General features: G+C 60.6%; 10 protein-coding genes. 9 read left to right on the top strand and 1 reads right to left on the bottom strand.

Annotated features, from left to right (window positions below; all coding sequences use genetic code 11):
* Window positions 1-97 precede the first annotated feature (97 nt).
* From cpdA to ACZZ0B_RS23560, 8 genes are all read left to right on the top strand, one after another.
* On the top strand, window positions 98-913 hold the full coding sequence (gene cpdA, locus ACZZ0B_RS23595) for a 3',5'-cyclic-AMP phosphodiesterase (protein WP_008079244.1): 816 nt from the start codon (window positions 98-100) through the stop codon (window positions 911-913).
* Window positions 914-1,085: 172 nt separating this feature from the next.
* Complete coding sequence (locus ACZZ0B_RS23590) at window positions 1,086-1,694, top strand: YqiA/YcfP family alpha/beta fold hydrolase (RefSeq protein WP_463546357.1); 609 nt, start codon at window positions 1,086-1,088, stop codon at window positions 1,692-1,694.
* Window positions 1,695-1,735: 41 nt separating this feature from the next.
* Window positions 1,736-3,643, top strand: coding sequence for a DNA topoisomerase IV subunit B (parE, locus tag ACZZ0B_RS23585; RefSeq protein WP_463546356.1), 1,908 nt, complete (start codon window positions 1,736-1,738; stop codon window positions 3,641-3,643).
* Complete coding sequence (locus ACZZ0B_RS23580; RefSeq protein WP_463546355.1) at window positions 3,643-4,632, top strand: esterase-like activity of phytase family protein; 990 nt, start codon at window positions 3,643-3,645, stop codon at window positions 4,630-4,632. Before parE ends, ACZZ0B_RS23580 begins: the two co-directional genes overlap by 1 nt.
* Window positions 4,633-4,728: 96 nt before the next feature.
* Complete coding sequence (locus tag ACZZ0B_RS23575; protein WP_463546960.1) at window positions 4,729-5,703, top strand: esterase-like activity of phytase family protein; 975 nt, start codon at window positions 4,729-4,731, stop codon at window positions 5,701-5,703.
* Window positions 5,704-5,705: 2 nt separating this feature from the next.
* The gene (locus ACZZ0B_RS23570; protein ID WP_008079235.1) at window positions 5,706-6,230 is read left to right on the top strand and encodes a retropepsin-like aspartic protease family protein; all 525 of its coding nucleotides are present in this window, start codon (window positions 5,706-5,708) and stop codon (window positions 6,228-6,230) included.
* Between the two features lie 7 nt (window positions 6,231-6,237).
* Window positions 6,238-8,502, top strand: a complete 2,265-nt coding sequence (gene parC / locus ACZZ0B_RS23565; RefSeq protein WP_463546354.1) for a DNA topoisomerase IV subunit A — start codon at window positions 6,238-6,240, stop codon at window positions 8,500-8,502.
* A 177-nt stretch (window positions 8,503-8,679) separates the two neighbouring features.
* On the top strand, window positions 8,680-9,393 hold the full coding sequence (locus tag ACZZ0B_RS23560) for a PqiC family protein (protein WP_008079231.1): 714 nt from the start codon (window positions 8,680-8,682) through the stop codon (window positions 9,391-9,393).
* A gap of 229 nt (window positions 9,394-9,622) precedes the next feature.
* Here the strand turns inward: ACZZ0B_RS23560 and ACZZ0B_RS23555 are convergent, their stop codons facing one another.
* Window positions 9,623-11,137, bottom strand: a complete 1,515-nt coding sequence (locus tag ACZZ0B_RS23555) for an AhpA/YtjB family protein (protein WP_463546353.1) — start codon at window positions 11,135-11,137, stop codon at window positions 9,623-9,625.
* Window positions 11,138-11,271: 134 nt separating this feature from the next.
* Here ACZZ0B_RS23555 and serB point away from each other — a divergent pair, with 134 nt between their 5' ends.
* The gene (gene serB / locus ACZZ0B_RS23550; RefSeq protein WP_008079219.1) at window positions 11,272-12,486 is read left to right on the top strand and encodes a phosphoserine phosphatase SerB; all 1,215 of its coding nucleotides are present in this window, start codon (window positions 11,272-11,274) and stop codon (window positions 12,484-12,486) included.
* Window positions 12,487-12,557 lie beyond the last annotated feature (71 nt).

Here is a 12,557-nt window from a genome sequence, read left to right as displayed (position 1 = left end):
GTGAACTGTGTCCGGTTAGGCGGTTTCCTCTTTCACTGATCCCCCAGCATAATTGCGGCACTTGATCGATTCCGTGCTCTTGCCTTGGGAGAACGCCTTGCCGAGCGTATCCACGTTGACCCCCGCCGATTCGGCGCTGCTGGTGCAGTTGTCCGACAGCCATCTGTTCGCGGAAGCGGACGGTACGCTGCTGGGCATGAACACCCGCGAGAGCCTGCAAAAGGTCATCGAGCTGGTGTTGGGCCAGCAGCCGCAGATCGACCTGATTCTGGCCACCGGGGATATTTCCCAGGACGGCACGCTGGAGTCGTACCAGCAGTTTCGCCAGATCAGCGCGCAGATCGATGCGCCCGCGCGCTGGATTCCCGGTAATCACGATGAACCGCTTATCATGGCGCAGGCCGCCGTGCAGAGCTCGCTGCTGGAACCGGTGGTGGATATCGGCAACTGGCGCGTGACGATGCTTGATTCGGCTGTACCCGGCTCAGTGCCAGGGTATTTGCAGGATGATCAGCTGCAACTGCTGGCCCGCTCGCTGAGCGAAGCGCCGCAGCGGCATCATCTGGTGTGCTTCCACCATCATCCGGTGTCGATCGGTTGCGCGTGGATGGAGCCGATCGGTTTACGCAATCCTGAAGCGTTTTTCGAGGTGCTGGATCGTTTTCCACAAGCGCGCGCGGTGCTGTGGGGGCACGTGCATCAGGAGATTGATCGCGAGCGTAACGGCGTGCGCTTGATGGCTTCACCTTCGACGTGCATTCAGTTCGAGCCGGGCAGTGAAGACTTCAAGGTCGGTGAGCAGGCGCCGGGGTATCGCTGGTTGCGGTTGTTACCGGATGGTCGCCTGGAAACCGGCGTCGAACGCGTCATCAATTTCGCCTTCACCGTCGACTACGGCTCCAACGGATATTGATAATCCCTGTAGGAGCTGCCGCAGGCTGCGATCTTTTGATCTTCAAAAACAATCAAAAGATCGCAGCCTGCGGCAGCTCCTACAGGATGCAGGCAGGGGGCATTTGTATGGCCCATCCTGCCCTGACTCCCTGTAAACTCCGCTATCTTTTGCCGACACTCAGGGAGCTCAAATGTCCGGTTCGATCCTCTATATCCACGGTTTCAACAGCGCTCCGGCCTCGAAAAAGGCCTGTCAGCTGGTGACGGTGATGGAGCAACTGGGTTTGAGCGATCAACTGCGTGTGCCGGCCCTGCATCATCATCCGCGCGAAGCCATCGGTCAGTTGGAGCAGGCAATCGCCGAGCTGGGCAGCCCATTGCTGGTGGGAAGCTCCCTCGGCGGCTACTATGCGACTCACCTGGCCGAGCGCCATGGCCTGAAAGCCCTGCTGGTCAACCCGGCGGTCAGCCCGCACCGGATGTTCGACGGCTATCTGGGCACGCAGAAAAACCTGTATACCGATGAAACCTGGGAATTGACCCTCGACCATGTAACGGCCCTGGCCGAGCTGGAAGTGCCAGCACCTGTGGACGCCCAGCGCTATCAGGTATGGTTGCAGACCGGCGATGAAACACTGGATTATTGCCTCGCCCAGCAGTATTACCGCGCCTGTGCCTTGCGCATTCAGGCCGGCGGCGACCACAGTTTCCAAGGCTTTGCCGGTCAATTGCCGGCGTTGCTGAGTTTTGCCGGCATTGGTGCCGATGTGTATCAGGCAATCGATTTCACCGCACTGTGAAGTCTTGCCCCTATTTCATGAATGACTGACGACGAGACCCTATGGCCACTCCCAGCGCTAGCTCTTATAACGCCGACGCCATCGAAGTCCTCTCGGGCCTCGACCCGGTGCGCAAACGCCCCGGCATGTACACCGACACCAGTCGGCCGAACCACCTCGCCCAGGAAGTCATCGACAACAGCGTCGACGAAGCCCTGGCCGGCCACGCCAAATCGGTGCAGGTCATCCTGCACGCCGACCACTCGCTGGAAGTCAGTGACGACGGCCGTGGCATGCCGGTCGACATCCACCCGGAAGAGGGCGTGTCGGGCGTCGAACTGATCCTCACCAAACTCCACGCGGGCGGCAAGTTTTCCAACAAGAACTACCAGTTCTCCGGCGGTCTGCACGGCGTGGGTATTTCCGTGGTCAACGCCTTGTCGACCGAAGTCCGGGTGCGCGTGAAGCGTGATGGCAACGAATACCAGATGACGTTCGCCGATGGCTACAAGGCCACCGAGCTGGAAACCGTCGGCGCCGTCGGCAAGCGCAACACCGGCACTAGCGTGTACTTCGCGCCGGACCCGAAATACTTCGACTCACCGAAATTCTCCATCAGCCGCCTCAAGCACGTGCTCAAGGCCAAGGCTGTGTTGTGCCCTGGCCTGTTGGTCAGCTTCGAAGACAAAGGCACTGGCGAGAAAGTCGAGTGGCATTACGAAGACGGTTTGCGCTCCTATCTGGTCGACGCCGTCAGCGAATTCGAACGCCTGCCGAACGAGCCGTTCTGCGGCGCTTTCGCCGGTAATAAAGAAGCCGTCGACTGGGCGCTGCTGTGGCTGCCGGAAGGTGGCGACGCGGTGCAGGAAAGCTACGTCAACCTGATCCCGACGGCGCAGGGCGGCACCCACGTCAACGGTTTGCGTCAGGGCCTGCTCGATGCGATGCGCGAATTCTGCGAATTCCGCAGTCTGCTGCCACGCGGCGTGAAGCTGGCGCCGGAAGACGTCTGGGAGCGCATCGCTTTCGTCCTGTCGATGAAAATGCAGGAGCCGCAATTCTCCGGCCAGACCAAAGAGCGTCTGTCGTCCCGTGAAGCGGCGGCGTTCGTTTCCGGTGTGGTCAAGGATGCGTTCAGCCTGTGGCTCAACGCCAACCCGGAAACCGGTCTGGCCCTGGCTGAACTGGCGATCAACAACGCCGGCCGTCGTCTCAAGGCAAGCAAGAAAGTCGAGCGCAAACGCGTCACCGCAGGTCCAGCATTGCCGGGCAAACTGGCGGATTGCGCCGGGCAGGATCCGATGCGTTCCGAGCTGTTCCTCGTCGAAGGTGATTCCGCCGGTGGTTCCGCCAAGCAAGCGCGGGACAAGGAGTTCCAGGCGATCCTGCCGTTGCGCGGCAAGATCCTCAACACTTGGGAAGTCGACGGCAGCGAAGTTCTGGCCAGTCAGGAAGTGCACAACATCGCCGTGGCCATCGGTGTCGATCCGGGCGCGGCGGACATGAGTCAGCTGCGCTACGGCAAGATCTGCATCCTCGCCGACGCCGACTCCGACGGTCTGCACATTGCGACCTTGCTGTGCGCGTTGTTCGTCCAGCATTTCCGCCCGCTGGTGGATGCCGGTCACGTCTACGTCGCCATGCCGCCGCTGTACCGCATCGACTTGGGCAAAGAAATTTACTACGCCCTCGACGAAGCCGAGCGCGACGGTATTCTCGACCGTCTGGTTGCCGAGAAGAAACGCGGCAAACCGCAGGTCACCCGATTCAAAGGTCTGGGTGAAATGAACCCGCCACAGCTGCGCGAAACCACCATGGACCCGAACACTCGGCGTCTGGTGCAACTGACGCTGGGCGAAGACTACGCCGAGACCTCGGAAATGATGGACATGCTGCTGGCGAAGAAACGCGCCGGCGACCGCAAAACCTGGCTCGAATCCAAAGGCAACCTCGCCGAGGTGCTGACCTGATGCAGTTTGGCTGGGCCTTGGCGGGTGCGTTGCTGCTGAGTTCAATGACCGTGTCGGCCGAGCCGATACAAGAACTGCGCCTGCTCGCCGAGCATCCGGTCGACGGCATGCGCGGCGGCAACCTCTCTGGGCTGGCGCTGTGCGGCAACGAACTGTGGACAGTGTCCGATCGCGATGACGATCAGATCTACCGTCTGAAGACGGCCGATCAGGTCTGGCAAGCCGAAACGGTGCGCATCGATGTCCCGCCCGTGCCGGACAGTGGTCTGCCGTGGGGTATCAGCTCGCGCACCTGGGCCGCCTCGTTCATCCGTGGCGGTGATCTGGATTTCGAAGGCATCACCTGCGACAACGCTGGCAATCGTTTCATCGTCAGCGAGGCCCATGCCGCCGTGCTGCAAGTGCCGCCACAAGGCCCGGCGTCATGGTTGAAAATCTCGCCGATGCTGGTGAAAGAAGCCCGCGCCAGTGGCATGTTGTTGCACTTCAATGCGCTGTTCGAAGGCTTGGCGATCAACCCTGCAGGCGATCAGTTATGGCTCGCTGCCGAGCGCGAGCGCCGGGGGCTGCTGAAGATCAAGCGTCAGCAAACGGTCTGGGATTGTGACGGTGCTTGTGTGTTGCTCAGCGAAGCCGGCGTCGAAATGCAGCCACCGCAGTTCCCCAAGGCCCGCGCCGTCACCCGCGACTTCGCTGATCTGTCACTGTTCAACGGCAGGCTGTTCACCCTTGAGCGCAATGCGTTTCAGATTTGCCGCCGTGATGCGGTGACCGCCAAAGTCGAACAATGCTGGTCGTACGCTGAAGATGCCCTGCAGCCACAGCGCCTGTATTCACAAGCCTATGGCCTGGCGGAAGCGCTGGTGGTGGATGCGCAGGGTGCGTGGATCGGTATCGACAACAATGACGGCGCGCGCGCCGACGGCGAAAAGCGCCCGATCATCTGGCGCTTCGCCGCACCTGACGGTGGCTGGAGCGCCAAGCCGTGAAGGGGCGCTGCGGCAAAGTAATCCGGTGCCAAGGGCAATCCCTGCAATACTTCCGTGAGGAACATCACGAAAGACATTGGAGTGTCAGGGATGAACATCAGGCAAGGTATTGCTGCTACTTGTGTAATTTGGTCGTCGTTCGCGTTGGCCGGGGATCCTGAATTGCATCTGCTTTCAGAACACCCTGTCGACGGCATGCGCGGCGGTAATCTGTCGGGGCTGGCCCTGTGCGGCGAGCATCTGTGGACAATATCGGACCGCGACGACGATCGGATCTATCGGCTCGATTCCCGGGCAGATGTCTGGAAGGCTGAAGCGGTGGCGATCAATGTCCCGCCGGTACCGGCCGATGCCGGGCGTACGCTGGCGATGAAGATTCATACGCTGTACCGCTCGCTGGTGCGCAACGCCGCCCTCGACTTTGAAGGCATCAGTTGCGATGACGCGGGAAATCGTTACATTCTCAGCGAAACCTATTCAGCGTTGCTGCAAGTCACCCCGCAGGGCCAGACGTCGTGGCTCAACATTGCGCCGCAGATGGTAGAAGAGGCGCGCAAGGCGGGCATGTTGCTGCATGCCAATGCCCTGTTTGAGGGGCTGGCGATATCAGGTGCCGGCAACGACATCTGGCTGGCTGGCGAGCGGCAGAAAAGGGGCTTGGTGCACATTGCAAAACCCAAGGGCAAATGGGCCTGCGCGCCAGTCTGCGTGACCCTGAGTGAAGGGGGGCTCGCGCCGCAGCCGCCACAGTTTCCTGGCTCGACGCCGGTAGAGATGGATTTTTCCGATATTTCACTGTTCAACGGCAAACTGTTTTTGCTTGATCGCAATGCCTTCAAGGTCTGTCGGCATGCGTTGAGTGGTGCTCAGGAGCGGTGCTGGTCATTTGCTGCCGATGCACTGGTTGCACATCGGCAATACCCCGGCCGGCATGGATTGACCGAAGCGCTGATTGTCGACGACAAGGGCGCCTGGATCGGCACCGACAACAATGGCGTTGTGCGCAACGATGGCGAGGCACGCCCGACTGTCTGGCGGTTTGCCGTCCCTGCAGGTGGCTGGAATGGCTGAACATGAGTGAGCAACCCCCGGGCAAGCGCGCCGGTCGGGTGCTGATGATTATGGCCTGGTGCGCGGCGCTGTTTCTGGCGACGCGCTTTTTTGGCCAGTGGGAGCAACGCCAGCAGAACCCGAACGTGGTAGTCAGTTCGGAACAGGGCGAAGGTTTTATCGAAGTGAAGCTGGCCGGCAACGCCCAAGGGCACTTTGTCGCCAGCGGCCAGATCAACGGCGAGCCGGTGGAGTTCATGCTCGACACCGGCGCAACCGATGTGGCGATCCCGGCGGATCTGGCCAAACGCTTGAAGCTGGAAGAAGGTTTCGGTGTGACCCTGAGCACGGCCAACGGCCTGAGCCAGGGCTATCGGACCAAAATTGCCCGTCTGCAACTGGGCGACATCGTGCTGCGGGACGTCCGCGCACTGGTGGCGCCTGGGCTGCATGGCGATCAGGTGCTGCTCGGCATGAGCGCCTTGAACAAACTTGAATTTACTCAGCGCGGTGGCACCATGTTGCTGCGCCAGACAACGAACCGATGAGGCCTGCATGAGCAATCCCCTTGATCTCAGCCTGGACGGTGTAGAACGCCGGTCGCTGGCTGACTTCACCGAAAGTGCCTACCTCAATTACTCCATGTACGTGATCATGGACCGTGCCCTGCCGCATATCGGCGATGGTCTGAAACCGGTACAGCGTCGCATCATTTATGCGATGAGCGAGTTGGGGCTGGACGCCGATTCCAAGCACAAGAAATCCGCGCGTACCGTCGGTGACGTGCTCGGTAAATTCCACCCGCACGGCGACTCGGCGTGCTACGAAGCGATGGTGCTGATGGCCCAGCCGTTCAGCTATCGCTACACGCTGGTCGACGGCCAGGGTAACTGGGGGGCGCCGGACGATCCGAAGTCCTTCGCCGCCATGCGTTACACCGAAGCGCGTTTGTCGCGTTATTCCGAAGTCTTGCTCAGCGAGCTGGGCCAAGGCACTGCCGACTGGGGCCCGAACTTCGACGGCACCCTGCAGGAACCGCTGGTGCTGCCGGCGCGTCTGCCGAACATCCTGCTCAACGGCACCACTGGTATTGCCGTGGGCATGGCCACCGACGTGCCGCCGCACAACCTGCGCGAAGTCGCCACTGCGTGCGTGCGTCTGCTCGATGAGCCGAAAGCCACGGTCGAGCAGCTGTGCGAGCATATTCAGGGGCCGGACTACCCGACCGAAGCGGAAATCATCACGCAGCGCGCCGACCTGCTGAAAATGTACGAAACCGGCAAGGGCTCGGTACGCATGCGCGCCGTGTACCACGTCGAGGACGGCGACATCATCGTCACCGCGCTGCCGCACCAGGTCTCCGGCGCGAAAGTGCTGGAGCAGATCGCCGCGTTGATGCAGGCGAAACCGTCGAAAGCCCCGCAGATCGCTGACCTGCGTGACGAATCGGACCACGAAAATCCGTGCCGCATCGTCATCATTCCGGTCAACAGCCGCGTCGATCACGAAGCGCTGATGCAGCACCTGTTCGCCAGCACCGAGCTGGAGTCGACCTATCGGGTCAACGTCAACATCATCGGTCTGGACGGTAAGCCGCAGCTGAAAAACCTCCGCGCCTTGCTGGTCGAGTGGCTGGAATTCCGCGTGCTGACCGTGCGTCGCCGCCTGCAATTCCGCCTCGACAAGGTCGAGCGTCGTCTGCACCTGTTGGACGGTTTGTTGATTGCCTACCTCAACCTGGATGAAGTGATCCACATCATCCGTACCGAGGAACACCCGAAAGCCAAGCTGATCGAGCGTTTCGCTCTCAGCGAGATTCAGGCTGACTACATCCTCGATACCCGTCTGCGTCAGTTGGCGCGACTGGAAGAGATGAAGCTGCGCGACGAGCAGGACGAACTGCTCAAGGAACAAGCCAAACTGCAAGCGCTGCTGGGCAGCGAAGCCAAGTTGAAAAAACTGGTGCGCACCGAGCTGATCAAGGACGCCGAAACCTATGGCGACGACCGCCGTTCGCCAATCGTCGAGCGTACCGAAGCCAAAGCGTTGACCGAGCACGACCTGCTGCCGAACGAGAAAGTCACCGTGGTGTTGTCGGAAAAGGGCTGGATCCGTTCGGCCAAGGGCCACGAGATCGACGCCACCGGCCTGTCGTACAAGGCTGGCGACGGCTTCAAGACCTCGGCGGCGGGGCGTTCCAACCAGTCAGCCGTGGTGATTGACTCCACCGGCCGTAGCTATTCGGTCGCCGCGCATACGCTGCCGTCGGCGCGTGGCCAGGGCGAGCCGTTGACCGGTCGTCTGACGCCGCCACCGGGTGCGACTTTCGAATGCGTGTTGATGCCGGAAGACGATGCGTTGTACGTGATCGCTTCCGACGCCGGTTATGGTTTCGTCGTCAAAGGCGAAGACCTGCAAGCCAAGAACAAGGCCGGTAAAGCCCTGTTGAGCCTGCCGAACAACGCCAAGGTGATCGCGCCGCGCCCGGTGGCCGATCGTGAGCACAACTGGCTGGCTTCGGTCACGACCGAAGGTCGCCTGCTGATCTTCAAAATCAGCGATCTGCCACAATTAGGCAAGGGCAAAGGCAACAAGATCATCGGTATTTCCGGTGAACGTGTGGCCAGTCGCGAAGAATATGTCACGGACATCGCCGTTATTCCGGAAGGCGCCACGTTGGTGTTGCAGGCCGGAAAACGAACCTTGTCGCTGAAGGCCGATGACCTCGAACACTACAAAGGTGAGCGTGGACGTCGCGGCAACAAGCTTCCAAGGGGCTTCCAGAGAGTGGATGCGCTGCTCGTCGAAAACCTCAATTAGGCGCCCTAGAGCGTTCGATCTACGATTTAACGCGTAGATCGACGCTTTGGCGCTGGAGTCGGAACGCATATTCACGGATGATATGGCCTTTCCAAGCGCCGGCGTGGCCGAGCGTTCTTCATATTTATTGAGTATTTTCACTGTGGTCAGCCTTGTGGCGGCCACCTGGACGGGATGATGACTGCTCTGCGCCTTCCACTTATTTTGTTACTCGCCGGCGTTCTTGGCCTGGCGGGTTGCAGCGTTCACCAGCCGGTGTCGCTGTATCAACTGGACAGCGGAAGTCCGGTTCAGCCTGCGCAAAGCGCAGGCATGGCGGTTTTGTTGGGCCCGGTGGTCGTCGCTGACTACTTGCAACGTGAAACACTGCTGCAACGTCAACCGGATGGCAGCCTGCAAGCGGCGACCGATGGTCGTTGGGCTGGCAGCCTTTCGTCGGATATCGATCAATTGCTGATGCGTCAGGTCGCCGGTCATCTGGACAGCCAACGTGTGGTGCTGGCACCGGCCACCAGCGGGTTTACCCCGGATGTGCAGGTGTTGTTGACCATCACGCGTCTGGATTCCGGCGTGAAACAGCCGGCGATTCTTGATGCGCAGTGGCGCTTGATCGACCGCCGTGGTCAGGTGCGTGATAACCGCATTGTTCATCTGCAAGAGTTGCACGCTGGCAGCACGGCTTCGCAGGTTCAGGCGCAGGGGATTTTGTTGCAGCGTCTGGCCGAGCAATTGTCGGTAGCGCTGAAACCATTGGCCAACCAGCCTCCGGTCGCTGAAGCACCGCGTAAATCGGCACCGAAGCCAGCAGCACCGGCGGCGGAAGCCGAGAAGCAGCCCAAGATCCCGATGGCATCGCCGATTCGTACGGACATGGAAGTGTTTCGCTTCTAAGCCTGGATCGAGTCAGAACAGAGCCCGCCTTGTGCGGGCTTTGTTGTGTCTGGAGGGCGGAGATCTTTTTCGTCAGTGCTGGCCCTATCGCGAGCAGGCTCACTCCTACAGGGGATTGTGAGCGAAACATTACCCCTGTAGGAGCTGCCGCAGGCTGCGATCTTTTCGGCCACAAAAAAGCCCGCAGACAATCGATTGTCTGCGGGCTTCTGTGTTTCAGGCCTGTGGCTTACGCCCGGCGTTCATGCATCCGCGCCAATTGCCGCTCCAGCATCGACGGATAAGGCTCCATCAACCGCTCCACGCAGCACGCGCCTTCAGGGCTGGCGATCGGGCGGATCCGCGCACGCTGGCGGATCAGCGCGTCGTCACCGATCTTGCGTTCAACCAGCAACAGGTTGCGGCTGTGTTGCGACAGGGCCAGAGCATCCTGCGCCGAATCGGTCAGCAGCAGATCGATCTGGCTCAAACCGAACAACTCATCGCCCAACGTCAGGCCCAACTGCAATTGCAGGGTGATGCCGCTGTCCGCGACTTCAATCTGCAACTGATGACCCAGCGCCCGCAGCAGCTCGCCGCAGCAGATTGCATTGGTCAGGTAATCGTCGCCGCTGTCTTCGGTGTGGAACAGCATCAGCGTGCTGCCGTCGTTCAAGGTTTCGATTTCGCCCTGATACAGCGAAGCGGCCTGATCGAGGCAGTCGCGATAACGCTCCAGCAGCTCTTCCAGGCGTGCGCGCGGCAGGCGTCGCAGTTGCTCTTGCGAACCCAGTTGCACAGCGAGCACGGCGCTGTGTTGCGGCACGCTCGGGGTGGCTTTGCGCAGAGTCGGGTGCGGGGCCTGATCGAGCGATTCGTCGCGCAGGTCGGCAAACGCGTCGTCGTCATCGTCGTCTTCAACGGTGCTGACTACATGACGAGGCGTCGGTTTTTGCGCGGCCATCGGACGGCTTTCATCGAAGCTCGGATCGCGCAGGTTGCGCACTTCGAACTCAGGCTCGTCGTCCTCCTCTTCTTCGAATTCGGGTTCCGGCTCAGGTATTGGCGCAGGCTCCGGCGCAAAGTCGGCGTGCAGCTGACGGGCAAGATCGCCGATCTCGTCCTGACGGTCGGTGCCCGGCGTATGTTCGTCGATGCGGCGCAGCCAGACGCGCAATTGCAGCAGCGGTGTCGTCAGGTAGCGGCCCATGCGCAGGCTCAAGGCCAGCGACAGTGCCAACAGAATCGCACTGAGGATGCCCATGCTTTGCAGGCTGATGGTCATCGGCTGCTGGAACTGATCCATGTCCAGGCTGATGCGCAGTTGCCCGGCGGTCACGTCCTGGAAAGTGATCTTGCTCTCGTACATGCCTTCGGCTTCGCCCAGCAGGCTGTGCTTGGGCCGCTGACCGGATTCGGCGAGGATGCGGTTATCCACGCTATAGATTGCCGCGTGGGCCACCAGTTTGTTTTTGGTCAGGTTGTTGAGCAGCACGTTGAGGCTGAGGATGTCGTTGGACACCAACAGCTCGGTGGCGGAGGTGGCGGTCTGCGTGGTCAGGCTTTCGCCCAGCGCATCGGCCTGCTCGTGCATGGCCTGCTTGAATTGCAAACCCATCACGCCGGCATAGATCACCAGGGCCAGAGCGACCAGGATCACGTTATGGCTGGCAATGCGCAATGCAATCGGTACACGGCGGTGGCGCAGTGCACGGAAGATCAGCAGGAAGAAGTTATCGGTTTTAACTGGCGTGGGCCGGTTCACTGAGCTCGGCTCTTTTGTCCGTGAAGTTGACGCGCAGTATAGCGACAGGCCCTAGACCGGCAAAGCGCTCGCGGTGCCCGATGGTCACTGAAAGTGGGTAGAATGCGGTTTTTTTCCAGTTGCGGGGGTGCGCGTTGCGCGAAATCGTCCTGATTAACATCACGGGAGTCGACCGTCCGGGTCTGACGGCAGCCATAACCGGTGTTCTGGCACAGGGTGGTGTGAACATTCTCGACATCGGTCAGGCGGTGATCCACGACACGCTGTCGTTCGGCATCCTCGTGGAAATTCCCGATTCCGAGCAGGGCAAGTCCGTGCTCAAGGACATCCTGTTCAAGGGCTACGAGCTCGACCAGCAGGTGCGCTTCACCCCGGTGTCCGAAGAGGATTACCAGCAATGGGTGGGCAATCAGGGCAAAAAGCGCCACATCGTCACCCTGTTGACCCGCAAAGTGACCGCCGGCCAATTGCAGGCCGTAAGCTCGATCACCGCCAAATACGGTTTGAACATCGACCATATCGACCGTCTGTCGGGTCGCATGCCGCTGGACACTCCAGCCGACAAGGGCAAGGGCTGTATCGAGTTTTCCGTGCGTGGCGAAGCGGCTGATCCGCAGGCCTTGCGCGCCGAATTCCTCAGCGTCGCCCAAGAGCTGAATGTCGACATCGCCTTCCAGGAAGATTCGCTGTTTCGCCGCAACCGGCGTCTGGCGGTGTTCGACATGGACTCGACGCTGATCGAAGCGGAAGTCATCGACGAACTGGCCAAGGCTGCCGGCGTGGGTGAGCAAGTGTCGGAAATCACCGAACGGGCGATGGCTGGCGAGCTGGATTTCCGTGCCAGTTTCAAAGAGCGTCTGGCCTTGCTCAAGGGCCTGGATGTCAGCGTGCTGGATTCGATCGGCGCATCGTTGCGCCTGACCGAGGGCGCCGAAACGCTGTTCGCCGAGCTCAAGCGTCTGGGCTACAAGACCGCGATTCTGTCCGGCGGCTTCACCTATTTCGCCAAGCAATTGCAGGCCAAGCTTGGCATCGACTACGTGTTCGCCAACGAACTGGAAGTGGTGGATGGCAAGTGCACGGGCGTGGCGATCGAGCCGATTGTCGATGCGCAGCGTAAGGCTGATTTGCTCAAAGAGTTGGCGCACAAGGAAGGTTTGCGTCTGGAGCAGACCATTGCCGTGGGCGATGGCGCGAACGATCTGCCGATGCTGGCGATTGCCGGGTTGGGCGTGGCATTCCGCGCCAAGCCGTTGGTGAAGCAGTCGGCGAAGCAGGCGATCTCGACGTTGGGTCTGGATGGTGTGCTGTATCTGCTGGGCTTTCGCGATCGTGACGGGCAGTTGTAAATAAAGAGCAAAAGATCGCAGCCTTCGGCAGCTCCTACATAGTTTTCCTGTAGGAGCTGCCGCAGGCTGCG

Source organism: Pseudomonas sp. AC247 (genome assembly GCF_979258015.1).
The sequence above is the reverse complement of the archived record's forward strand: the minus strand, read 5'-3'. Positions and strand labels throughout refer to the sequence as shown.

Coding starts and splice junctions, on each gene's coding strand:
- parE (WP_463546356.1), top strand. CDS start 1,736: ATGGCCACTCCCAGCGCTAGCTCTTATAACGCCGACGCCATCGAAGTC.
- ACZZ0B_RS23570 (WP_008079235.1), top strand. CDS start 5,706: ATGAGTGAGCAACCCCCGGGCAAGCGCGCCGGTCGGGTGCTGATGATT.
- ACZZ0B_RS23580 (WP_463546355.1), top strand. CDS start 3,643: ATGCAGTTTGGCTGGGCCTTGGCGGGTGCGTTGCTGCTGAGTTCAATG.
- ACZZ0B_RS23590 (WP_463546357.1), top strand. CDS start 1,086: ATGTCCGGTTCGATCCTCTATATCCACGGTTTCAACAGCGCTCCGGCC.
- ACZZ0B_RS23560 (WP_008079231.1), top strand. CDS start 8,680: ATGACTGCTCTGCGCCTTCCACTTATTTTGTTACTCGCCGGCGTTCTT.
- parC (WP_463546354.1), top strand. CDS start 6,238: ATGAGCAATCCCCTTGATCTCAGCCTGGACGGTGTAGAACGCCGGTCG.